This is a genomic window from Sphingomonas trueperi (genome assembly GCF_040545965.1).
GTDB lineage: Bacteria > Pseudomonadota > Alphaproteobacteria > Sphingomonadales > Sphingomonadaceae > Sphingomonas > Sphingomonas trueperi_C.
The window spans coordinates 609034-632733 of the sequence record NZ_JBEPMV010000001.1 but is presented as its reverse complement, the minus strand read 5'-3'; the positions used below and the strand labels follow the sequence as shown (position 1 = coordinate 632733).

20 protein-coding genes are annotated in these 23700 nt (G+C 68.1%); 8 read left to right on the top strand and 12 right to left on the bottom strand.

From position 1 onward, the window contains the following. Positions 1–98: 98 nt before the first annotated feature. Genes ABIC35_RS02955 through ABIC35_RS02935 form a run of 5 tightly spaced genes read right to left on the bottom strand, consistent with a single transcriptional unit; the run spans position 99 to position 5827 of the window. Positions 99–869 (bottom strand): glutathione S-transferase C-terminal domain-containing protein, encoded by a 771-nt coding sequence (locus ABIC35_RS02955; protein WP_121071649.1) that lies wholly within the window; start codon positions 867–869, stop codon positions 99–101. Next, positions 866–2227, bottom strand: coding sequence for a cytochrome P450 (locus ABIC35_RS02950; RefSeq protein WP_121071648.1), 1362 nt, complete (start codon positions 2225–2227; stop codon positions 866–868). The genes ABIC35_RS02955 and ABIC35_RS02950 overlap by 4 nt, the downstream gene beginning before the upstream one ends. A 45-nt stretch (positions 2228–2272) precedes the next feature. Next, complete coding sequence (locus ABIC35_RS02945; protein ID WP_121071647.1) at positions 2273–3976, bottom strand: Dyp-type peroxidase; 1704 nt, start codon at positions 3974–3976, stop codon at positions 2273–2275. Continuing rightward, on the bottom strand, positions 3973–4977 hold the full coding sequence (locus ABIC35_RS02940) for a hypothetical protein (RefSeq protein ID WP_121071646.1): 1005 nt from the start codon (positions 4975–4977) through the stop codon (positions 3973–3975). The genes ABIC35_RS02945 and ABIC35_RS02940 overlap by 4 nt, the downstream gene beginning before the upstream one ends. Next, the gene (locus tag ABIC35_RS02935) at positions 4970–5827 is read right to left on the bottom strand and encodes a hypothetical protein (RefSeq protein WP_121071645.1); all 858 of its coding nucleotides are present in this window, start codon (positions 5825–5827) and stop codon (positions 4970–4972) included. Before ABIC35_RS02935 ends, ABIC35_RS02940 begins: the two co-directional genes overlap by 8 nt. Positions 5828–6103: 276 nt before the next feature. On the opposite strand from ABIC35_RS02935, the gene ABIC35_RS02930 reads away from it, so the two are divergent. The 6 genes from ABIC35_RS02930 (at position 6104) to ABIC35_RS02905 (ending at position 12177) form a co-directional block, all read left to right on the top strand. After that, entirely contained in the window at positions 6104–7741 is a 1638-nt protein-coding gene (locus ABIC35_RS02930; RefSeq protein WP_121071644.1) for a ferritin-like domain-containing protein, read from the top strand. Between the two features lie 24 nt (positions 7742–7765). Next, the gene (locus ABIC35_RS02925) at positions 7766–8431 is read left to right on the top strand and encodes a hypothetical protein (protein ID WP_121071643.1); all 666 of its coding nucleotides are present in this window, start codon (positions 7766–7768) and stop codon (positions 8429–8431) included. Next, entirely contained in the window at positions 8418–9362 is a 945-nt protein-coding gene (gene bufB / locus ABIC35_RS02920; RefSeq protein WP_121078853.1) for an MNIO family bufferin maturase, read from the top strand. The genes ABIC35_RS02925 and bufB overlap by 14 nt, the downstream gene beginning before the upstream one ends. Next, a complete protein-coding gene (locus ABIC35_RS02915; protein ID WP_121071642.1) occupies positions 9359–10183 on the top strand; it encodes an HvfC/BufC family peptide modification chaperone in 825 nt (274 codons plus the stop codon). The genes bufB and ABIC35_RS02915 overlap by 4 nt, the downstream gene beginning before the upstream one ends. Before the next feature lie 515 nt (positions 10184–10698). Next, positions 10699–11268: a helix-turn-helix transcriptional regulator gene (locus ABIC35_RS02910; RefSeq protein WP_354278247.1), complete on the top strand. Its 570-nt coding sequence runs from the start codon at positions 10699–10701 to the stop codon at positions 11266–11268. A gap of 159 nt (positions 11269–11427) precedes the next feature. Beyond that, a complete protein-coding gene (locus ABIC35_RS02905) occupies positions 11428–12177 on the top strand; it encodes an acetoacetate decarboxylase (protein ID WP_121071640.1) in 750 nt (249 codons plus the stop codon). A 53-nt stretch (positions 12178–12230) separates the two neighbouring features. Here ABIC35_RS02905 and ABIC35_RS02900 read toward each other — a convergent pair whose 3' ends face one another. From ABIC35_RS02900 to ABIC35_RS02890, 3 genes are read right to left on the bottom strand one after another with little or no spacing between them, the layout of a single operon-like run. Next, complete coding sequence (locus ABIC35_RS02900; protein ID WP_121071639.1) at positions 12231–12836, bottom strand: cysteine hydrolase family protein; 606 nt, start codon at positions 12834–12836, stop codon at positions 12231–12233. A 20-nt stretch (positions 12837–12856) separates the two neighbouring features. After that, entirely contained in the window at positions 12857–14125 is a 1269-nt protein-coding gene (locus ABIC35_RS02895; protein WP_121071638.1) for a sigma-54-dependent transcriptional regulator, read from the bottom strand. Beyond that, the gene (locus tag ABIC35_RS02890) at positions 14122–15807 is read right to left on the bottom strand and encodes a sensor histidine kinase (protein ID WP_121071637.1); all 1686 of its coding nucleotides are present in this window, start codon (positions 15805–15807) and stop codon (positions 14122–14124) included. The genes ABIC35_RS02895 and ABIC35_RS02890 overlap by 4 nt, the downstream gene beginning before the upstream one ends. 221 nt (positions 15808–16028) lie before the next feature. Between ABIC35_RS02890 and ABIC35_RS02885 the strand changes: the two genes are divergently transcribed. Beyond that, complete coding sequence (locus ABIC35_RS02885) at positions 16029–17381, top strand: dicarboxylate/amino acid:cation symporter (RefSeq protein ID WP_354278244.1); 1353 nt, start codon at positions 16029–16031, stop codon at positions 17379–17381. A gap of 10 nt (positions 17382–17391) precedes the next feature. Beyond that, positions 17392–18837 carry an alginate export family protein gene (locus ABIC35_RS02880; protein ID WP_121078851.1) on the top strand — a complete coding sequence of 482 codons (1446 nt, stop codon included), beginning with the start codon at positions 17392–17394 and terminating at the stop codon, positions 18835–18837. Here ABIC35_RS02880 and ABIC35_RS02875 read toward each other — a convergent pair. From ABIC35_RS02875 to ABIC35_RS02860, 4 genes are read right to left on the bottom strand one after another with little or no spacing between them, the layout of a single operon-like run. Further along, positions 18789–19928, bottom strand: coding sequence for an ABC transporter permease (locus tag ABIC35_RS02875; RefSeq protein ID WP_121071636.1), 1140 nt, complete (start codon positions 19926–19928; stop codon positions 18789–18791). The genes ABIC35_RS02880 and ABIC35_RS02875 overlap by 49 nt on opposite strands. Continuing rightward, complete coding sequence (locus ABIC35_RS02870) at positions 19925–21052, bottom strand: ABC transporter permease (protein WP_121071635.1); 1128 nt, start codon at positions 21050–21052, stop codon at positions 19925–19927. The genes ABIC35_RS02875 and ABIC35_RS02870 overlap by 4 nt, the downstream gene beginning before the upstream one ends. Further along, complete coding sequence (locus tag ABIC35_RS02865) at positions 21049–22053, bottom strand: HlyD family secretion protein (RefSeq protein ID WP_121071634.1); 1005 nt, start codon at positions 22051–22053, stop codon at positions 21049–21051. The genes ABIC35_RS02870 and ABIC35_RS02865 overlap by 4 nt, the downstream gene beginning before the upstream one ends. Then, positions 22050–23570: a TolC family protein gene (locus ABIC35_RS02860; protein WP_121071633.1), complete on the bottom strand. Its 1521-nt coding sequence runs from the start codon at positions 23568–23570 to the stop codon at positions 22050–22052. Before ABIC35_RS02860 ends, ABIC35_RS02865 begins: the two co-directional genes overlap by 4 nt. Positions 23571–23700 lie beyond the last annotated feature (130 nt).

Genomic DNA, 23700 nt, shown 5'->3' with positions numbered 1-23700 from the left:
CCGCGTCAGGCGAGGGCCGCCGGCTGGACCCGGGGCGGCTCTGAACGATGCGAAGGCACCCTGCACCACCTGCTTCTCGGCCGAACCAAAGCGTGCGCTCAGCTACCGTCGAATCCGGAATCATAGAGGCGCTGGACAAAGGCCGCGGTGGGGCGCGCGCGCAGCTGTTCCATAAGCCCGCGCAGCGGGGCGGGCATTGCTTCGATCGGCGGCATCAGCGCGCCATAGCCACGCGGCAGCAGCAGCGGTGCCGCGGCGCCGCAGAGCGCGATGTCGCCAAGGGTGAGCCGGTCGCCCGCCAGAAAGCGCCGGCCGTCGGCGATACGGGCATCGGTCGCGTCGAAGCTGGTCCGGATCGTATCTGCCGCTGCCGCCGCCGCTGCCGGCGATAGCTTGAGGCCGTAGGTGATGATCGCGCGCAGGATCGGATAGGTCAGCGGCAACAGGGTTGCCTCGATCCATGGGACCGGCTCGGCGAAGATCGGCTGCATGAGTGCCCGCTGGGGCAGCAGATAAAAATAGGCGTATACGGCGACAGCGGTCCCCAGCACGTCATTATACCGCTGCCAGTCACTCGCCACCTGGGTGGAAAGCGGCGGTGTGTTCGGGATCAGGCGGTCGACAGCCGGTAGCGCCGCATCAAAATGCTGAGCGACCGCAAATGGCCCGGTAAGCGCGGCCCCCTTGCTCCGCAGCAGCGGGACCTTTCCGCTGCCGCCGAACAGCCTTGCGAGGAGAAGGGCGGAGAGCAGCAGATGGTCGCGTTCCGTCAGGTCCAGGCCATAGTGGCGCGCAATAAGCCGTGTCGTCTCGCTGTCGATCATCGGCTGAAAGGTCCACATCGTCGCAGGTACGCCCGGCGCCTTCATGCATCGAACTCCAGATGGAAATGCTGGGGGAAGGGTGTGTCACCCTTGTCGATCTGCCCCCGTGCACCGCTCGCGCGGCGCAGATTGGGCATGGCGAGCAACGGCTTGAGCATCGCCGGCAACACGGCGCGGTTGATGTGTGCGCCGAAGCAGCTGTGCATGCCAGATCCCCACAGCATATAGGCTTCCCAGGGGCGATCGGTGCGGAAGGCGGTGGCATCGGCGATCGCCAGCGGGTCGAACATCGCCGACAGGTTCGATGCCATCACGATGGTGCCCTTGGCGACCCGCCGGCGGCGCAGCTTGCCTCCCGCGATAACGGTGTCGTGCATCGCCCGGCGATAGATCAGCGGGTTGAGCGGGCGGAAGCGCAGTGCCTCGAACACATAGGCGGAAAGCGTCGCGTCGTCGCCAGCCCGCGCGGCAGCGCAGGCCGCGGCGAACGCGCGGGGGCGATCGAGCAACTCGTCCAGCGCGAGATTGGCGCAGGCGGATAGCGTCGGCAGTTCGCCGATCAGCAGGCCGATCAGGTTGTTGCGAACATCCAGATCGGTCATGCCCGGCAGCTTCGCGTCGCCCATGGCGAGGCAGCGGCCGAGCACGTCATCCTTGGGCGGCCCCTGTCGGCGCGCCGCGATGTGCCCGTCCATCCAGCTGCGGAAACTGGCCGCCGCCGCAGTGGCGCGCGCATCGAGATCGGGATCGGCCTGGAGATCGATGAACAGGTACCAGAAGAGCAGGCTGGTCCATTCCGCCATCGCCGCTTCGGACGGGCCGGGTGTGCCGAAATATACGTCGAGCAGCTTCTGCGCGACCGGCATGGTGAGCGCCTGGGGCACGTCGATCGCGCCGGGCAGCATCGCCACGAGCGCCTTGGCGGCATCTGAAGCGCAGGGTGTGACGATCTCGGGCACGTCGTCGCGGCGTACCACCAGCCGCATGTTCGAGGTGTCGCGAGTGTAGCGGGGCGTATCCTGCATGCCGAGGAAGAAGTTCTCGCCCCCGGTGATCATCTCCATGCGCGGCGCATAGACCACGCCGAAATCGGCATCGCGGCTCAGGATGTCGATCACATCCGCCCGGCGTGTCGCGAGCGCGGTAAAGCCGTTGCTGGGATAGGCGGTGATGATGGCGCGGTGGAGGACGAGATTGGGCAGGAGCAGTCGCAGCACAGCGAACACCATGCGCAGCCCCTTGGGGCCCCCGATCGTTGCCGCCAGCCGGCTGCCGATCGTACCGCCGCCACCGAACAGCGCGGCAATGCCGCTGCCGATCAGCCAGAGCAGCGCCCACAGCCCCTGGAGGATCAGCATCAGCCGGCGCCAGAGCACGATCGGCAAGTTGAACAGCCATTGCACCGGGCATCTCCTGTCGCAGGGGTGAGGTCGGGGTTGCGCGGTCGTTCAGGTCGGGTCGATGATCCCCATCGCGAGCATCCGCAGCGCGGTCATGCTGGGCAGGAAGAAATAGTCGCCGCCCCGCGGCTCGACGAGTTGCGGCAGCTTGTCGCAGATGAAGGGAAGCTTGCCCGCTTCGGGATCGACCGCGATCACCAGCTTGGGGTCATCCGCGGCGAAATGGTTGCCGATCACCGGGCAGGTATCGCTGCCCGCGTTGAAATCGAGCCCGTACTGCATCCATTGCTGCTGCACGAACTCGAACTGCCGGAAGAGATTGGTGCAGATCGCCATGAAGATGATGCCATGGTCGCCATCGTCGGTCGGCGCCTGCGGATCATATTGGCCATAGGGCAGGCCGCGCCGCAGGATGCGGCGGCGGTTGATGATCGCCGAGCCCTCCTGCGACATGCCCTTGGCGTCGAAAGTGGGCCCGAGCGTATCGCGCGGATTGGCGCGGCGAAGATGCGAGGTGACCGGGCATTTCGCGCCGGCCGGATCCGACGCGTAGATGAAGTTGGTGAACTGCAGCGCGATCTTGGCGAGCTCGGCCTTGTCCTTGGCGGCGCGCGCCTTGTCCAGCCTGGCGCGGAACGCCTGCCATTCGGCATAGGTGGGCGCGACCATCAGCGGCACGCCATCCTCCCAGCGGCCGACCATCTTCGCCTTGACGGTGTTCACCGCCTCCTCGTGCGGCACGGCGTACATCGCGGCGTAGCGCTTCGCCTGTTCGTCGATATAGGCATGAAAGGTGCCGACAGCCTCGTGCAGCTTGCGATAGGCCATGAAGGTGCCGTTGCGGCTGAACGCGATCGGCATCGCCGCGCCGGGGATTTCCTGGGCCTCGTCGGGATAGCCGAGCAGGAACTCGCCGGTGGCGATCGGCTCCCAGCTGCCGTCGGGCATCAGCTTCCCGCCGCCGGCGACGCGCACCTGCTCCGCCTCGCCCGAGAATTGCCCCGAGAAGACCGGATCGCCGAAGCCGTCCGACAGGCCGAAATGCTCCTTGTTGGTGGGCCAATAATGATCGCCGTCCTTGCGCATGACGGCGGAGAGATCCTGCCACTTCGCGTTGTTCAGGCCGACGCCGTCGAGCAGCACCACACCGCCATGCGATTCCGCGCAGAAGCGGACGATCGTCTCGGTCTCTTCGTCCAGCTCGGGGCATGCGGTGCCGTCCGGCTTCTGCTGGGCGTAGAGGGTGAGGAGGATATGGACGCGGTTCTCGCCCCTGGACTTGCGCCACACCGCGTCGCGCTTGTCGAGAAACGCGTCGTCGCCGAGCAGGGCGGCGCGTGCCTCCATGCCGTCGATGAAATCATCGGGCATGCCGCGCAGCGTGCGCGTTGGTACGCCCAGCGCGAGCAGGCCCAGGAAGGTGAAGCCGATGTTGATCGTCACCTTGGGCTTCATCAGCTGCACCCGCCCGGGGTAATCGGGCACGCCCTCGGCGCGGACGATGTCCTTCACCCGCGGATTGTGCGTACGTACGAGCGGCTCTTCGCGGTTGGGATCCTTCCAGCGCGCGGCGGTGGTGATTTTGGGGAGAAGTCGCTCGACGAAGCGCCGACCTTCCTCCGCCTTGCGGATGGTGAGGTAGAAGTTGCGCCCTTTGGGAAAGCCGTCGCCATAGGTGCGCAGGATGCCGCCCTGGATGTCGGCCAGGTCGAGCAGGGTTGCTTCCGGCGCGGCGTTGATGGCGTTGGTCATGCCGCGTCTCCCGGGAGTTTGCTGCGGATCACGCCGGCCGGCTGGGTAGGGCCGTCGAGGTCGGCGGGCCGGGTTTCGGCCAGGAAGGTGCGGAAAGCGGCGCCCCAGGTCGCGGGATCGCGGCGCAGTTGCTCCATCGCGAAGCGGGTGAAGGCCTGTTGCAGGTACAGCGCCTTGAGCACGTTGCGCAGGTCGCTGCCCGGCGCTGCGGGGAAGGGCTGCCGGCCCTTCGCCAGGATCCAGTAATAGTCGATCACCAGCCCGAGCACGAGCAGCGCGAGCCCGGCCCAGGGCATCCACGCCCATCCGCCCCAGTCTGCAAACGTGGCCGCCCAGGCCCAGCCGGTCGCGCGCAGGATCGCCGCCAGCAGCGATCCAAGCAGCATCAACAGGCCCGCGCCGGGGAGCAGCGCCAGCAGTGGAATCGAGATCGCGTTGAGCTTGACCGGCACATACCAGTAATCGTGGAACGGCATGGTCGTTTCGACCTGACAGCGCAGCATGTAGGTCGCAAATCCGGCCGCGTCGGTCACCTTCTCGAACTCGTAGCAATATTGGAAGATCGAGCGGAGCTCGGGCTCCATCTGGCTCCACAGCTCTTCCAGATAGCGGCGGGGCTCGCCTGCACCGCTCGGGTCGAGCAGATCGAAGTCGATAGTCCAGAAGATATAGGGGCAGGTGATCTGATCGACGTGCTGCGGATCGAGCAGATTGGTGCGCCGAATGACGTTGACCAGCGCGTCGCTGTGATCGCGCCCGTTGAAATAGGGTTGGTCGAGAATGACGAAGCGGGTGAAATGCGTCCGCAGGTTGCGCGCGAACGGGCTGTTGATGCCGATCTCCTCGGTCGCGTGCGATTGCAGCGCGGTCGGCAGCGTCTCCAGCACTTCGCGGACGACGTGAATCGGTGAGCTCTTGATGCCGCCATGCTCGACGATGCCTTCGTTGCAAACGGGCACCACCGCGGTGAAGAAATAGGTGCAGACGTCGATATTAGCCATCGGACTTCTCCCCGGCCTGGCCCGCGGGATGCGCAGGGGGCGGATCGGTCGGCGTGCCGGTCGTCGGCGCCTGCAGGGCCTCCGCGACCGCTGCACGGACCGCGCCACGCTTTTCCTTGTCGTCGTTCGCCCGCGAGGCGACGATCGCCGCTTCGTCGACCGGATGCATATCGCGGTTGGCCTCGAGCGCGCCGATACCGTTCTCGCCCCAGCGGCGCAGCTCGAAACGGGCCCTGTTGCGATCGGCAGCGGCGGTGTCGCAGCTCGCGATCGGCGCATAGCCCGGCGCGCCCAGCCCGCCCTGGTTGGCGATCAGCAGGCGTTCGAAGGCGGCGGCAAGCTCGGCATCGCTCAGTACGCCCGCCTTGGCCGCCACCGGCGCCAGCCCGTGCGACAGCGCGAGCGCCAGCTTGACGTCGCGCTGGGCGCTGCCCGGCGTCGCGTTGTAATAATAATTGGTGTCGACCTGATTGGCGCGGATATAATCCTTGAACGGCGTGATCGGGATCGAATTCGGATATTTGGTGCTCGAGTACCAGAACAGGTCCAGCCCGCCGGGGATGCCATCCGCAAAGGCATCGATATACTGATCCCAGGTGCCGTTGAAGTTGCTGCAGAACAGCATGTAGTCGTTGTCGAGCTTGGCCGCAGGCTGGCCGAGCTGGGGCCATTGGTCGCGGCGGATGATAACCCAGCGCGCGAAGTGAATGAAGCCCAGCCCCAGCAAGCCCGACAATGTCGAGGGCAGGCAACGAGATAGCATGAAGATGAAATTGTTAAGCCAGGTAACGACGGGACGCATGGGCGTGACGACGTTCATGCCATAGGCTTTGCCGGCCAGGTTGCTCATTGGTCCACCCCCGTGAGGAGCAACGCACAGATCCGTATAGGAAAAGTGTGCTACATTAATCGTGCGACCTGGCTTTATGTGGCTGCAGCATAGAGTTGCTTACGACGAAATTGCAAGATTTTTCGGTCAAAGTGGCCGTTACTGCAACATCTGGTCCGCAATGGGTATTTTGTCGTTGCCCCATCCGGTATTGTTTCGTACAAGGCGCCGCAACCGGGGTGGCGTCGCACTTCTCTGGCTCCCGGACCAGCATCGATCGGACCGGAGGGGGCTCCCGTGGACGTGTGTGATGCCGTAACCCCGCTGACGCCCGCCGAGCAGGCGTTCGTCGCGGAAATCAATCGAAGCTGGACCCGCGAAGACGTGCTCGCGCGGCTCAAGCGCGATCTCCAGACCGCGGTCGAGATCGAACTCGCGACGATCCCGATCTATCTCTACACCTATTACTCGCTCGTCCGGAACGCCGAGAGCGGCGAGACGATCAGCGACGCCCAGCTCTATGCCAACAAGGCGGGCGGCATCCTCATGAGCGTGGCGGTGGAGGAAATGCTCCACATGTCGCTCTCCGCCAACATCCTGTGGTCGATGGGCGTGATGCCGCAGCTCTACGGCAAGGCGCCTGCCGCCTATCCCACGCCGCTGCCCTATCACAATCCGCGCGGGCCGATGGGGCCGGACGGCCGCACCGCGGTGCTGATCCCGCTCGCCAAACTGAGCTTCGAGCAGCTCTGGCACTTTCTCCAGATCGAATATCCGGAGCAATGGGATGCGTCGCCGCAGGACCGACACTGGGATACGATCGGGCAGTTCTATTCCTATATTCGCTGCCTGCTGAACACGCAGTTTCTGGCGGATTCCGATTTCCAACGCGGCGCAATGGCGAGCGCGATCCAGCCCTATAATTACTCGCCCAACAACGTGGATACCGTCTATCCTTCTGGCGGCTTCGATCCGTGGAAGCCCGCGCCGCCGGCGACGGCCAGCTGGGCGGGCACGATGCAGGGCGCGGCCGCGGCGGCGGTCTATCCCGATGCAGACGACAGCCATGCCGGACGCTCGCCGCTGATCGCGATTCGCTCGATCCGCGACGCCGCGACCGCGATCGACACGATCTGCGACCAGGGTGAGGGCAAGCCCATCCCCAAGATCGGCCCCAGCCCCTATGACGATCCCTCGAAGGAAGAGGAATCCCACTATGTGAAGTTCCTCGGCTTGCAGGCGCAGTTCGCCGACTATGCCGGCACCACCGAGCAGCGCCCGTCTCAGCCACCGCCGCCGACCGACGTGATCCAGCCGGCCGTGACCAGCAAGGAACTGCTCCATGCCAAGCTGCTGGTCGACATGCCCGAAAGCCCGGTCGCGGCGAGCTATCCCGAGCATTATGTCGACATCGCCAATTTCTGCAGCGCCTGCTTCCAGTACATGCTGGTGATGACCGAGACGATCTACCTGGTGCCGCCGGCGCAGCAGAAGCTTTTCTTCAACGAAGGTCTGCACCGGTCGATGATCTGGGTGCTCGACAAATATATCCGCACGATCCGCCAGATCCCCATTCCCGAAGGTGCGTATGCGGGGAAGTGCATGGGTCCCACCTTCGAGAATGTATCGCTGGGCGATCGGCTGCATGCCTTTCAGGGGCTGACCGCCTATGGCAACAAGGCGATCGCGGCGGCCAATGCGCTGATCCACCGGCACGATCCGCGGCGGGTCGTAGAGCATCCAGGCCATTTGCAGCGGCCCGGCCGCGCCACCGCCAGGGCGGCGAAGGTCGAGAAGGCGGACGACGAACTGGTCAGCGTGCTGCAGAACGTGATCTATTATGTAGGCGTCACGATCTGCAAGACGGGCACGGACAACGCGCCGATGCACCTGCCCGATGTCGGCCCCTATTGGGCTGCCGCCCAGCAACGCTGATCGCTCTCGCACGAGGAACAAGCCATGGCATCCTGCGCTACGCCCAAGCCGACGCCTTCGCCCGGCGTCCCGGTACCCACGCCCTATCCCTATGCGAACGAACCCGTCTTTCCGGGGCCGGGCGTCATCGGCCCGCAACCCGAGGGGATTCCGCTCCATGCGTGCATGGGGCTGAACGCCTGTGCGGGTGCGGATCGCTTCGGCGTGCTCGGTGCGCCCGGGCGCGAGCCCAATGCCTGTGCCGGGCAGGGCTATTGCGCCACCGGTACCGACCATACCTGCCATGTCCAGAATGAGTGCAAGGGGCAGGGGGGCTGCGGCCTCTACGGTACCGGCGAGGAGATGAACAATCCCGGCGCCAACGCCTGCCGCTCGCAGGGATCGTGCGCGACGCCGATCAATGCCGAGCGGTTCAGCACCAACGGGCCCAATCGGGGCAAGAGCGTGTGGCTCCGCGCCCGCGCGGTGTTCGAGGCAAATTGGGAGGCGACGCGGGCAGAGCTGCTTGCCGCGCGCCACGACGGCAAGCTCGCGTCCGGCCAGCCGCTGCCGGCGAACCTCGGCGCGCCGCCTGCGGCCTTTGCTGCGACCGGCCCCACCTATCTATGGATCTCGGACGACAACGAGTCGCGCGGCAACATGACCGCCTGCGGATCCAGCGCGATGAGCGGTGCCGGTGGCTGCAGCTGACGATGCACTCGCCGGGTTGCCTCGCCTGGGCCTCGGCCTGGGGCTGCGCAACGTGCATTTCGATGCGATCCTCTCTGCCGCGCCGGACGACCTTTGGTTCGAGGCGATCTCGGAGAATTTCATGGACTCGGGCGGCCGGCCGCGCGCGATGCTGGAAGCCGTCGCCGAGCGTCACCCGGTGGTGCTGCACGGCGTATCGATGTCGATTGGCAGCACCGATCCGCTCGATCGGGCCTATCTCGCGTCGCTAAAGCGGCTGGCCGATGCGATCGGCCCCGCCTGGATCAGCGATCATCTGTGCTGGACCGGCGTGCACGGCCGCAACACGCACGACCTGCTGCCGCTGCCGCTTACCGAGGAGAGCCTGGCGCACGTCAGCGCGCGCGTGCGCCAGGTGCAGGATGTGCTCGAGCGGCCGCTGATCCTGGAGAATCCCAGCTCCTATGTCCGCTTCGCCCACTCGACGATCAGCGAGCCCGATTTCCTGCGCGCATTGGCGGCGGAAACCGGGTGCGGGCTGCTGCTCGACGTCAACAATGTATATGTGAGCTGCTTCAACGCGGGCACCGATCCGTTCGCCTATCTCGACGCGTTTCCGTGCGACCGCGTCGTCCAGATGCATCTTGCCGGGCACCAGGATTGCGGCACCCATGTGATCGACACCCATGATCGACCGGTGCGGCCCGAGGTGTGGGCGCTGTTCCGCACCGCATGGCAACGCACCGGCGGCGCCGCCACGCTACTGGAATGGGACGATCGCATCCCGAGCTTCGAGGATTGCCTCGCCGAGCTTCGCAAGGCCGAGCAGCATATGGAGGCGGGGCCGGGCTCGGCGCCGCGGCCTGTATCGGCACCGGAAGGAGAGGGCGTTTCCGGGCCGATGGGCTTTCTGCTCCCCGGCACGATCAGCGTGCTGGAGGACGCCGCGTGACTGCACTGGCGGACGCGCAGCGCCGGATGCACGCCGCGCTGCTTGATCCCGCCGCCGACCCCGCCACCGCGCAGGCCCTCTTTGCGAGCGACGGCAGGCTATCCGCCGCGGCGGGACTGGCCGTCTATCAGCGCGGTTACTTCCTGCGCATCGTCGCCTGCATGCGTGAGCAGTTCCCGGCGCTCTGCCATGCGCTCGGCCCTGGGCTGTTCGACGATTTCGTCGCGGACTATCTTCGCGACTGCCCGCCCGAGCGCCATACGCTCTACGATCTCGGCCGCCGCTTCCCCGACTGGATGGAGGCCAGCCGCCCCGACGCGGGCGCGCCCGAGAACTGGGTCGATTTCATGATCGATCTGGCACGGTTCGAATATGCCGTGTTTCAGTTGTTCGACGCGTCCGGCAACGAGGGGCGGCCGTTTGCAACGACGGCGAGCGACGACGCCGGGTTCCGGCTGCAATCTGCCTTCGCACTCGGCCGCTATCGCTTCCCTGTGCCCGGCTATTACCATGCTGTCCGCCGCGGCGAGAAGCCGCAGCTGCCTTTGCCTGAGACCTGCCATGTAGCCCTCGTCCGCCGCGATTATGTCGTGCGGACGCTCGCGTTGACCGCGCCGCAATTCGCATTCCTGGCAGCGATGCACGCCGGTGCGGACGTTGCCGCGGCTCTGGCGCGGACTGCGGCGGAATACGCGATCGATCCCGCGGACGCCGAGCGAATGTGGCACGAGGGCAGCCGTGCGCGCTGGGTCGATGCAGGCATCTTCGTCGGGGGGCGGCAGGGGCGTAACACCGCATTACCCCCGTTAGGCCTGGCGTGAGTCACGCCAAGTAACTTCGTTCCTCAGCTCCCCCGGATAAAAGCCCCGCATCCAAAGACTATCCGGATGACGAACCATGTCTTGAGAAGGGGGGGCTTCGGGCCGTTTCGCCTGGTTCGCCGGGGGGAGCGCCTATCAAGGGTGGCCGCGAGATCAGGATCGGCAGCCCAGCACGGAGATCCTGGCGATCCTCGTGTGCCGGCGAGATCGTGTGCGCGCTGGCATTGATGGAGGCGGTGTGGCGCCGCAAGACATTGTGGAATCCAGCCTGACCGTCCCCCCCCGGCTTGTCGCCGTGGCGCTGAGCATGCCGCCGCGGCGGCACGCTTCGATCGGGCGATCGTGCTCGCGAAGGGGCATCCGACAGGGGGCTCCGAAACAAGCTTGAGGAGGTTGCGATGCGCAGTGAAGCCTTGGCGACTGTTACTCTTACGCCAGAGGCGTCCAGGGTCGCAGAGCATCGGCGACTGCCCTTTCCGGTGTACCGCGCCCGGCTGCGCTCAAGCCCCCCGCAGGTGGCCGAAGTCGCGCCCGCGGTCGTAGCGCGCAGCGATGCCGCGCCGGAACGCGAAGCGCTGGTGCGGCGCCTGGTCGAGCGGCTGCTCGATACGCTGGATTGCCAGCACGCCGCGTCGACCCGGCACGTCGAGGATGCAATCCAGCGCGCGCTCGCATCCGAGCTGGCCAGCGTCTACGCGGCACTGCCGGTGCCGGACTGCCGCCAGGCGGCGGGGCTGGGTCGGGCTGAACTCGTCCGCATCACCGACTATATCGACCGGAACATCGATCGCACCATCGAGCTCGCCGATCTCGCCGCGCTGATCAAGGTAAGCCGCTTCCACTTCTCGCGGTTGTTCAAGCGCAGCACGGGAACGACCGCGCTCGCTTATGTCGAGGCGCGCCGCATCCTCCATGCGCAGCGCCTCCTCACCGAAACCGATCTGCCGCTCGCCGAGATCGCACTGATGACCGGCTTTTCGGACCAGAGCCATTTTACCCGCCGCTTCCGCGAGCGGCTGGGCTCTACCCCTGCCGCCTTTGCGCGGGAAAATGGGCGAAGGCGCCCGGTCCAGCGGCAGCCTTGACCGGACGCCGCAGGGCTAGCCCGCGCCGCTGCTCGGCGAACATGGCGCGCATGTGCTGCACGACCTCGGCTTCGATGCCGAGGAGATCGCCGCGCTCACGAGAGCGGCGCGGCCCGCTTTCACGCCTGACCTGTTGCCAACACTCCCAAGGAGACCATCATGACCGAGGAAGACATCCGCGCATCGGCCTATGCGATGCCCGTCAGCAGCCCTGCCTATCCGAAGCCGCCGTTCCGCTTCGTCAACCGTGAATTCGTGATCGTTGCCTATCGCACCGATCCCGAGGCGCTCGCCAAGGTGATCCCGGCCCCGCTGATGCCGGCCGATCCGATCGTGAAGTACGAATTCATCAAGATGCCGGATTCGAGCGGGCTCGGCGACTATACTGAGTCCGGCCAGGTGCTGCCGGTCTGCTACCAGGGCGTGCCGGGCGGCTACACCCATGCCATGTATCTCGACAGTGAGGCCGGCATCGCCTCGGGCCGCGAGCTGTGGGGTTTTCCGAAGATGTTTGCGCAGCCCAAGCTCGAAGTGCGCAACGACGCGATTGTCGGCACGCTCGACTATAACGGCGTGCGCGTCGCCACCGCGACCATGGCGTACAAGTACAAGACGCTCGACCATGATAAGGTGGCCGAGTTCCTGACCACGCCGACCTTCCTCCTCAAGGTGCTACCGCATGTCGACGGTACCGCGCGGGTGTGCGAATTGGTCCGCTACGCCCCGCAGGACGTCGTCGTAAAGGGTGCCTGGACCGGGCCGGGAAGCTTGGAGCTCCATCCGCACTGCCTCGCGCCCGTCGCCAAGCTGCCGGTGCTCGAAATGGTCTCGGCGACGCACATCCTCGCCGATCTAACCCTGGCGCCGGGCGAAGTGGTCCACGACTATCTCGCAACGCCGACCCGCTGAGCCGCACATGGCGGGTTCTGTCCGGGCGGCGTGATGTCGGGGAGGGCGTCCGCCTATGCGGCGGCGGGCGCTTCCTCGCCCAGCCGCACGGGCTTGCCGGCGAAATCCTCGGCCAGCACCTGCGCGATCGGCCGCGCAATGCCGCGGGTGAGCGCCGCCGGTACCATGACTGTAAAGCCCCGCGCCACCGCCCCGTCGATCGCCCAGCGCACGCAGTAATCGGCGGCCACGCCGATCACGGTCAGGTCGGTGACGCCCTCCGCCCGCAGTGCTGTGAAGAAGGCGTCGCGTGGCTGGGTTTCGCCGGTGCCGACCGCCGCGATTACCAGATCGGGTTCGGCCCACATGTCGAACACGCCCTTCTCGATCCGGTAGACCGGGATGCCCGGCGCTACCGCGGCAAGGTCGAGCACATTCTCCCAGCCGGACGTGCCGCGTTCGCAGTGGAGCGGGAATTGCTCGGCCTCGGGCGACCCGGCGAAGCGCTCGGCGGTGTGGGTGTCGAAGGTGAACAGCACGCCCGCGGTCTCCGCCGGATCGAGAGCGGCGAGCCAGGCCCGCATCGGCGCGATCAACGCCTCGGCGCCTGCCACCGACAGCGCCCCATCGGCGTGCATGAAATCGGCCTGGGTATCCACCACGATGACGAAACGCCGCACCTTCGGTCTCCTTGCTTGCCCTACTCCACGCCGCGGGCACGCCGCAGGTCGATGCCGAGCCGTTTGACCCGGTAATAGAAGGTCTTGCGCGGCAGGCCCAGTGCCGCGATCGCTGCGTTGATCTCGCCGCCGGCCGCGGCGATCGCATCGAGGATCACGCTGCGCTCAAAGGCTTCCAGCCGTTCGGTGAGCGGCTGGGCTTCCGGGGGCGCCATGTCAGCGGCAGGCTCGAGGCCGAGGACGAAGCGCTCCGCCGCGCGCTCGAGTTCGCGGACATTGCCGGGCCAGTCGCGCCGGGCGGCGGCATGCGCGGCCTCGGAAAGCGGCGGGGCAGGGCGGCGGTGGCGCTGCGCCGCTTTCAGCGCAAGCTGAGCGAAGAGCAACGGCACGTCGTCGCGCCGCTCGGCCAGCGGCGGCAACCGCAGCGGCACCCCCGCCAGCCGGTGGTAGAGCCCGGGCGGCAGCGCCGCTGCGCCGCCTTCGCCGATCGCCGCGATGATCCGGACGTCGACGGGATCAGGATCGCGCTGCTCGGTGGCGACGGTGCGCGCCTCGGCGAACTGGGCTAGGCGGTGGTGGAGCTCGGGCGGGGCTAGGTCGAGATGGTCGAGGAACAGCGTGCCGCGATCGGCGCGTGCGACCAGCCCGTCGCGGGCGAATAGTTCGCGCGCCCCGATCCCCGGCGGTAGGGCCGCGCAGTCGACCGCCTGGAAGCGATGGCGCGCACGGCGCCCCGCGTGGTGGACCAGTCGGGCATAGAGTTCCTTGCCGGTGCCGGTCGCGCCTTCGAGGACGAGATCGAGCGCGGCATCGGCCAGCACCGGGACCATCTCGCGCAGCCGGCGGATCGCCGGCGCCTCGCCGAGCAATGCGGTGTCGTTCTCGCTCGTCGCCGCCCGCAGCCGCCGGTTCTCCAGCGCGAGCGTGCGCGCGGTGCCGGCGCGTTGCAGCGCGGCCCCAAGCGCATCGCCGGGGAAGGGCTTGGTGAGGAAGTCCCAGGCACCCGCCTTGATCGCGTCCACCGCCATGGCGACGTCGCCGTGCCCGGTCATCAGAATCACCGGCAGTTCGGGATCGATCGCGCGCAACCGATGGAAGAAGTCGACCCCCGACATGCCCGGCATTCGCACATCGGTCACGACCACGCCGGGAAAGTCACGATCGATGCTGGCAAGCGCGCCCGGTGCATCGACGAAGGGGCGGACGTCGTGCCCGGCCAGAGTCAGAAACTGGATCAGCGCCGTGCGGAAGTCGGCATCGTCATCGACCAGGGCGACGGGCACGCTCATGCGCGGCGCAGCTCCAGCTCGAAACAGGCGCCGCTTTCGTCGGGCAGCCAGCGCAGGCTACCGCCGAGATCAGTCATGATGTCGCTGGCGATCACCAGCCCCAGACCCAGCCCGTTGCTGCGGCTGGTGGCGAAGGGGGTGAACAGCCGCGCGGCGATGTCCGGCGCGATCCCGGGGCCGTTGTCCTGGATGCGCACCCAGACCAGCCCGTCGGCGAGAGTCGTGCGGATCGTGATCGTCGGATCGGGCCGGCCGGCGAGCGCCTCGGCAGCGTTCTGGAGCAGGTTGACGAACACCTGCTCCAGCCGCACGCGCCCCCCCATCACCAGCAGATGGCTGCCGATCGTCGGGCGCTCCAGTCGGACGGTGCGCAACTGCTCCTTGAGGATCAGGAGCGCGCCATCGAGCACCTCGGCCAGCGGCAGCGGGCGGACCTCGCCCGGCTGGCGTCGCGAGAAGCCGCGCAGCTGCGCCGTCACCGCGCCGATCCGGTCGCTCAGGCGGCGGATCGTCTCCAGATTGTCGCGCACCATGTCGGTCGCGCCCTGGGCGAGGAGCTGGACGCTGGTCTCGGCATAGGTGCGGATCGCGGCGACGGGCTGGGCGGTCTCGTGCGCGACGCTGGCGGTGACTTGGCCCAAGGTGGCGAGCCGGTTGGCCTGGCGCAGACCCTCACGCAGATCCGCAGCGCGGGCTTCGAGCGCGGCGCGTTCCTCGATCTCGCGGCGGAGCTCGGCGGTGCGCTCGGCGACCGCGACTTCGAGTTCGGAGGTGCGCCGCTGGCGCTGGGTCGCGCGCTGGCGCAGGCCCCAGACCAGAGCGGCAAGTGCCAGCACCGCCATTAGCGCGCCGAGCCCCGCAGTCCGCTGCGCGGCGGCGACGGCAGGACCGACCGCGCGGCGCAGCGCCAGCGTCCAGCCCGGCTGGCTGGTCGGTACGCGCGCTTCGATCAGGTCACCGCGGGCGGGGGGCAGCAGCACCGGCGCAGAGCTTTCGGGCAGTGCCGCCTCGCGGCGCAGCGCGGCCAGCACCGCCGGCAGGATCGGCCGGGCGACGGCGAAGCGCAGGCCGGGGTCGCTGGCGACGAGCACCAGTCCGGCGGGGTCCTCGACATAGGTGTCGCCGCCCGCGCGCCGCCACGCCGCCTCGATCGCATCGAACTCCAGCTTGACGACGATCACGCCGTTCGTGGGCGTGCGGCGAGCGAGATAGAGCCCCGAATGGCGGCTGACCGTGCCGAGCGCGAACTGGCTGGCCTCGCCGCGGCTGGTCGCCTCGCGAAAATAGCGGCGGAAGCGATAGTCGGAGCCGACGAAGCTCTGCAGCGTCCGCCAGTTGCTCGCGGCGCGGGTGCGGCCATCGGCGCCGATCACATAGATTGCAGCGGCACCCGTGGTGCGGGCGAGGCTTTCCAGCTTCTCGTTCAGCGCGCGCGGGGGCGCCCCTGCGAGCGTTGCGGCGACGTCGCGGTCGTCGCCCAGCGCGAGCGGGAGCAGGCGGAAGCGGGCGATCTCGCTGTCGAGCAGGGCGGCGCGGAGCTGGGCATTGGTGCGGGTGCCGGATACCAGCGTGTCGCGCGTTCGGCTCTCGGCGATCCACCCGGCGACCAGCGCAACTGCCAGCCCGAGCAGCGCCGCGAGCGCCCAATAGCGCCAGGCGGAATGCGAGTCGCGATGCGTCACCGCGCCGCTATCCGTCAGTGCGCCGGGATGTGCAAGTTTTTGCACTTTGCACGGCGGGCGTGTGTCGATTTTTGCGTATCGCCGGGCTCGGGCAATCTTTAAGACTATGATATATAATGCTTTTGCTCTGTGTGGCTTTTTGCTTCCTCCGCACGATCCCGCAATCGAATATGCCCCGATCGAGTCCTACCGGCACAACGGAGGCCGAAGGAGAGGAAGTGATGGTTCGTATTCCCGCCGAGTCCCACGCCGCCGCGCACGCGACGGCCCCCGCCAGGGCGCTGCCCTGGTACCGGCATCTCTATGCCCAGGTACTCGTTGCGATCGTCGCGGGCGTGCTGATCGGCCATTATGCCCCCGCTACCGGCGAGGCGCTCAAGCCGATCGGCGACGGGTTCATCAAGCTGGTCAAGATGATCATCGCGCCGGTGATCTTCCTCACCATCGTCACCGGCATCGCCGGCATGCGCGACTTGAAGGCGGTGGGCCGGGTCGCGGCCAAGGCGTTCGGCTATTTCCTGTTCTTCTCGACGCTGGCGCTGGTCGTCGGCATGGTGGTCGCCAATGTCGTACGCCCGGGAGCAGGCCTCAACATCGATCCGGCTTCGCTCGATGCGGGCAAGGTGGCGGACTATGCGGCCAAGGCGCATGAAAGCACGCTGACCGGCTTCCTGCTCGGCATCATCCCCGACACCTTCCTCTCGGCGATCACCGGCGGCAACATCCTGCAGACGCTGTTCGTCGCGATCCTGTTCGGCATCGGCCTGGCCTTGGTCGGCGATCGCGGCGAGCGGATCACCACCGCGCTCGAAGACATTTCGCTGGCGATGTTCAAGGTCGTCGCGATCCTGATGAAGGCGGCGCCCGTCGGCGCGTTCGGGGCGATGGCGTTTACCGTCGGCAAGTACGGCGTCGGCACGCTCGCCAACCTCGCGATGCTGGTCGGCACCTTCTACTTCACCTCGGCCCTGTTCGTGCTGGTCGTTCTCGGTGCGGTCTCGTGGATGGCGGGCTTCTCGATCCTGCGCCTGATCGCGTACCTCAAGGCCGAGCTGCTGCTGGTGCTCGGCACCTCCTCCTCGGAAAGCGCGCTGCCTTCGCTGATCGAGAAGATGGAGCGCGCCGGCTGCCCCAAGACGATCGTCGGCCTCGTCGTGCCGACCGGCTATTCGTTCAACCTCGACGGCACCAACATCTACATGACGCTAGCGGCCCTGTTCATCGCCCAGGCGACCAATGTCCACCTCTCGATCGAGCAACAGCTGCTGCTGCTCGGCGTGGCGATGCTGTCGTCCAAGGGCGCGGCAGGCGTGACCGGCGCGGGCTTCATCACGCTGGCGGCGACGCTGTCGATCGTCCCCAGCGTGCCGGTGGCGGGCATGGCGCTAATCCTCGGCGTCGACCGGTTCATGTCCGAGTGCCGCAGCCTCACCAACTTCATCGGCAATGCGGTGGCGACGGTGGTCGTCTCGCGCTGGGAAGGGCGGCTTGATCATGAGGCGCTCGATGCCGCGCTGCATGGTCGTGCGCTGCGGATCGACCAGCGCCCTGCCGACGCCGTCCCGGCCGAATAAGGAAGTTCCCATGCGTACCGTGTACCGCGTCCTGGGCGCCACCCCGGCGCTCGCCCTGAGCATGCCTGCCGCCGCGCAGGTCGTCGAAACCGCCGGCTACCCGGCCGCTGCCGCCGGCGACGGCGCCACCACCGGCGGCTACAACCTCTCCCGCTGGGCGGAGGACTGGCGCAAGCTGTGCGATCCCGCCAGGCGCGACGATCCGATCGATGCGCTCAAATGCATCAAGCTGACGCCCGACGGGGACGTGTACGTCACCCTCTCCGGCGAGGCGCGGTTGCGGATGAACCACACCACCAACCCCAATCTGCGCGACAGCCGCGCGCAGCGGCAGGACATCGTCCGGCTGGTCGGCGGCGCGGATGTCCATATCGGCGAGCATCTCCGCGTCTATGCCGAGGTGGCGCATGGCGGCATCAGCGGCGTCGAACTCGGCGCGCCCGCCGCGACGCTGCGCAACGACGTGGCGGTGCAGCAGCAGTTCGTCGAGGCCAAGGGCGAGGTGGCCGGCATCGATGTCGGCGCACGCTATGGCCGGCAGGAATTCATCGACGGGCCCAACCTGCTGGTCTCGCAGCGCGACAACAACACGATCCGCTACACGCTCAACGGCTTTCGCGGCTGGGCGCGGGGCAAGACGGTGCGGGTGGACGTGTTCGACCTCAAGCCCACCCAATATGGCGATCTCGGCACCGACGACGACGTGACCGATCCGGCGCGGCGCTTCTCGGGCGTGAGCCTCGGCTTCGTCGTGCCCAAGGCCTGGGTGGGCGGCGCCAAGCTCTATTTCGATCCCTTCTTCTGGCGCCGCCGCAACAATGTCGGCACCTGGGGCGGCCGTATCGGCCCGGGCTCGCGCTTCTATCTCGGCACGCATCTCTGGGGCGAGGCGGGGCCGGTGACACTCGACTGGTCGATCAATCACCAATGGGGCTATTGGCGCGATCAGCAGATCGATGCCTGGCAGGGCTTCTTCGCGCAGAATGTCCGGCTCGGCTCCGGCAAGCGCGCGCCGCGGATCGGCTTCCATGCCGACTATGCCAGCGGCGGGGGCGGCTATGGCGACGGCAAGCTCCGCAACGCCTATGCGCCGTTCGGTAACAACATCTATTACAGCTACGGCCTGTTCCTCACGCCGAGCAACCTGGTGGCATTCGCGCCGACGCTGAACCTCTCGCCCACCGCCAAGCTGCGGCTGAACCTGGAATATCAGCGGGCGTGGCGGGCCAATGTGCACGACGCCGTGTACCGCGCCAACGGCCAGCCCTTTGCGGGGACGCAGAACATCCGCAACTCCCGCACCGCCGATGTCGCGCGGGTGCAGGCTGTGTGGGCGGTGACCCCGCGGCTGTCGCTGACCGGCCGCTACGAGCATCTCGCCGCCGGGCCGGCGCTCACCAAGGCGGGCTATGCGAGCTCGGACTTCGTTGCCGGCTGGCTCAGCTTCCGCTTTTGACGCGGCCCGGCGATCCGCCACCAGCCCAGGCCACCATAAATGAGCGCGAGCGCCAGCAGCGTGAGCACGCCCGGTGCCACGTCGGCAAGGCTGGCATGCATCTGGTTGAGCGGCACGAACACGTTCACGCCGCTGGTCGAAGGTATCATCTGCGCCAGCGCGCGGACGAAGCCGGGCATCTGGTCGAGCGGCCAGGCGGTGCCGCTGAGGAAGAAGAAGGGCGCGGAGGTGGGGGCGAGGATCACCATCGCCCGCTCGGAGCGGTCGAAATAGCTGCCGAGCCATAGTCCCAGCCCGGCCACCGCGGCCGCCAGCAACGGCGCGGCGAGCAGCATCCCCGCGACATTCTCGTCGCGCGGGATGCCCTGCACCCAGAAGATGAAACCGAACAGGAACAGGCAGGTCAGTAGTCCCACAGACGCGAACGCCGCCCAGGTGCCGGCATATTCGGCGTGCCCCATTCGCCAGCGCCCCTCGCGGCGCCGCCCGCCGAGGAAGGTGGCGACGCCGAACAACAGGGTCTGCTGGATGATGACGATCGCCACGGCGGGGAAGACATAGCCCTTATAGCCAGCGGTCGGGTTGAACATCGGCTCGCGCACGATGGTGACGGGCGGACCCGCCCGTACCACCTGGCCCAGCACGTCGAGCTTCTCGACGGCGAGATCGCGCAGCACCTCGGTCACCGCCTCGCCGATCGTGCTGGCGCGCAAGAGGTAGGAGGCGTTGACCCACACCGCGATCCCGGCCCCCGGCGCGCCGGTGCGCAATTGGCGCTGCAGACCGCGCGCGATCAGCACCACGCCGTCGGCCTTCCCTGCGCGGAGCCGCGCCTGCGCCTCGGCGACGCTCGGGGCATGATCGACCACGATCACGGCGCGGGTCGCCTCGAGATTGCGGACCAGTTCGCGGCTAAGCGCGCTGGCATCCTCGTCGACCAGCACCACCGGCAGCTGCTGCGCGACTTCCTGGCTGTACGGCGCGGGATAGTAGAAGGCGTAGAGCACCACCGCGAGCAGCATCGTGCTGAGCAGGGTGCGCGAGGTCAGCACCGTCGCCCAAGTCGCGCGAAAGGCAGCGATGAAGCTCATCGCGCCTGTCGCCGGATCAGCGCCCAGGCGAGCATGCCCGGCACCAGCACATAGGCGAGCAGCGCCAGCATCGGGGGGATGATGGTGGCGAGATCCTGTCCGCCCAGATGGCCGGTTTGGAGCGCGAGATAATGGGTGAGGGGCAGCACCTCGCTCCAGAAGCGCGCGAAGCCGCTGCCGCCGTTGAGCGGCAGGGTGGCGCCGGCATAGGCCAGCGCCGATCCGGCATAGACCGCGCAGACCGACAGCGCCGTGGCGGTCTCGCGGGTCGCCGCCACCAGCAGCGCGGAGATCGCGGCGGTGCCGAGGTAGCACAGCGTCTGCGCTGCGACGATCGCAGCGATGCTCCCCTCGACCCGCCAACCGCGCCCCAGCGTCGCGAACAGCAGCCAGGCGACGCCCCACAGGCTCGCCGCCGCGACATAGGGCAGCAGCTTGCCGAACAGCGCGGGCAGGATCGCGCCGTTACGCGCGGCCCAGCCTCCGAGCGAACGCTCCTCCAGTTCCCGGCCCAGCGCCATCGCGGAACTCACCGCCGCCACCAGATGCAGCACCGCCGGGTAGATCAGCGTGCTGAGGAACCATTCGAAGCTCGACGCGGCGTTGTTAAGCGGCACTGCTTCGACGGCGAAGCGCCGCGTCGGGTCGGGCGGCAGGGCGTGGCCGGAAAGCTGGTCGCCCACCAGCGACGCGGCGGCGGCTTGCACCGCACTCGCCGCGCCGCTCGCCGCCTGCGAGCCAGAGGACAGGAAGCTGGCATTGTAGAGGATGCGGATCACCGGTGTGCGATGGCGGGCAAGCCCCGCGCCGAGATCCTTGGGCAGGTGGACGAAGCCATTGGCGTGGCCGCGCCGGACCTCCTCCACCGCTTCCGCCTCGGTGGCGCGCATCGCAACGATATGGACCAACGGCGCCGCATCGATCGCGCGGAGGATGGCGCGGCTCGCCGAGCTGCGATCGTCGTCGACCACCACGATCGGCAGTCGCCGCATCGATCCCTGCCAGAACATCGCGCCGATCAGGAACAGCAGCAGCGCGGGGATCAGCGTCAGCCCGGCCAGGTCCCAGCGGTCGCGCGCCAGATGGCGCAGCTCCGCCCGCAAGGCGCGGCCGAAGGCGCTCATTGCGGCCAGTCGAACAGCACGCTCATGCCCGGGCGCAGGCCGGGGACCGGCGCGGCCGGGCGCAGCTTCACCTCGAAGGCGCGGACGTCATAGCCCGAGGCCTGCCGCGTCGCGCGCCACGTCGCGAAATCGCCGCGCGGGGCGATCTGGTATATCGCGAAGTCGCCGTCGCGGCCGAGCGCGGGGATGTGGCCGTGCAGCCGCTTGCCGATGGCGATGCCCTTGAAGCGATCCTCGCGCACGGTCAGCGCCACCCAGGCATGGTCGATGTCGAGCACCTGATAGGCGGGGATCACCGGGCTGACGACCTCACCCGGCTGCACCAGCTTGCGGGAGACCTCGCCGTCGATCGGCGAGACGAGCTGCGTCTCGCGGCCGAGCGCGGTGGCGGTCTGGAGCGCCGCCCCGGCGATGCGGACCTGCGCGTTCGCGGCCTGCTTGTTCTGCGGGCGGGCGCCGGCGAGTGCCTTTAGATATTGCTGGCGGGCAGCCTCGGCCTGCTTGGCGCTGGCGTCGCGCGCGGCTGCCGCCTCGTCGCGCCGCTGCGCCGCGACCACGCCCTGTGCATAGAGGTTCGCGGTGCGCCGGCTGGTCACCGCGGCGAGATCGGCCGCGGCCTGCGCCGCCTGCCAGGTGGAGCGGAGCGAGGCGATGTCTTCCTGCCGCGCGCCTTCGTTGGTCTCCGAGGCGATCGCGCGGGCGGCGTCCACCGCGCCTTGCGCCTGCGCCTTGCCGCCGGCGATCTCGGGGCTCGACAGCGTCGCGAGCAGCGTGCCCGCACGCACCCGCTGGCCTTCCTCGGCCACCAGCGTCTCGACGCGGGCGAGCGCCTTGGTGGCGACGTTGACCTCGTCGGCATCGACCATGCCCTGCAGCTGCTCCGGCGCGGGCCGGTTGGCGAGCCACAGCCCGCCGACGATCAGCACCAGCACCGCGATGCCGAGCACGATCGCAAGGAGGGGCGGCTTGCGGCGCGGCGGGGCCGCGGTCTCGTCGGTCATTGCTGGTCCTCCACGTGCCGATCGGCACGCGCCATGAAGTCGCTATACTCGTCGACACGGTGGCTGGCGGCGAGCAGCGCCATCAGCCCCAGATCATATTCGTACGCCGCGGCGAGCCGCTGGGTGCGCACGGTGGCAAGCGCCGCCTCGGCATCGATCAGCGCCGACGAGGCGACCTCGCCCTCGCGGAAGGAAAGCTGCTGCACGCGAAGATTTTCCTGCGCGGCGGCGAGGTTGGCGTCGAGCAGCAGGAAGGAGCGGCGCGCCGCCTCGGCGATGTTCCAGGCGCGGACGATCTCGCCCGCCACGTCGCGGCGCGCCTGTGCGGCGGCATCGGCGGCGGCGGCCTGGTTCTCGCGCGCGGCGGAAAGCGCTTTCTGCCGATCGAAGTTGGAGAGCAAGGTCATGCGCAGCGAGACGCCCGCGATCCAGTCGGGCTCGGTCGGCAGCGCATTGTTGCGGTTGGCGTTGTAGCTGCCGAAGGCGAAGGCCTGGGGGCGGTAGCGCGACTTGGCGAGGTCGACCCCGGCCTGCGCGGCGCTCTTTGCCGCATCGGCACCCTGCGCGCGCGGCGACTGGTCGATGCCGTCGAGGAAGCGCTGGAGCGGCGGCAGCGGCTCGGAATGGACGAACAGCGGGGTCGAGGCGGTGACGCCCGGCGGCTGGTCGAGCAGCCGCGCCAGCGTGTCGGTGGCGATCGCCTCCTCGCTGCGGGCATGTTCATGGGCGCGCTGGGCGGTGTTGCGCGCGACTTCCACCTCCAGCACCCGGGCATGGGCGAGCACGCCTTCCGCCTCCAGCTTGCGCGCGTCGGACAGGTGCCGGTCGAAGGCTTCGAGCTGTTCGCGGGTGGAGACGGTCAGCTGGCTCGCGACCTTCTGGCCGAAATAGGCGCGCACCAGATTGACCCGCGACAGGTCCTGCCCGCCGGCCTGCTTGGCGCGGGCGATGCCCACCGCCGCATCGGCCCCCTTCTGCACCGCCGGGATCGCCCCGCCGGTATAGAGTGGCATCGCCGCGGTGATCGCCGGGCGGAACACGGTGTCGCGCGTCTGGAACTCCAGCGTATTGGGAATCGCCCCGAACAGCCGGGGCAGCGCCGCGCCGATCCGCTGCGTCACCTGCGCGACGATCTGCGCGCTCTCGCCGGAGAACTGGCCGCCCAGCTGATCGAGAAAGCCGTTGGTCGCGCTCAGCGCATCGGCCTTGGGTTCGGACAGGTCGACCGACAGCGTCTTCTGATATTCGATCACGCTCGCCGAAGCGGTGACCACCGGGCGGCGCAGCGTGCGGGTGGCGGCGGCTAGGTCCTCGCTGGCGCGGACGGCATGGTCCTCGCCGCTGAGCCCCGGCGAGGCCTTGTCGAGCCGGGCGAGCGCGGCCTGGAAGCTGAGCGCGGGCGGGGCAGCTTCTTGCGCGACGGCGGTACCGGTCGAGGCAAGCAGCAGGGCGAGGGCGGCCGGGCCACTCCAGCGGCTGCGCGCGACGTATAGATCCTGCCGCTTCCCGCTGCGCACCCTGCTTCGCCCCTGTCCTGCCCGGCACGCCGCCGCGATGTGCCCCCGCGACGGCGTTGTCTGCGATTGCGCATATTTGCAGCGAAATGCGCGCGCAATCGATTTTCTCGGGTGCCCCGGGCGGGAGCGT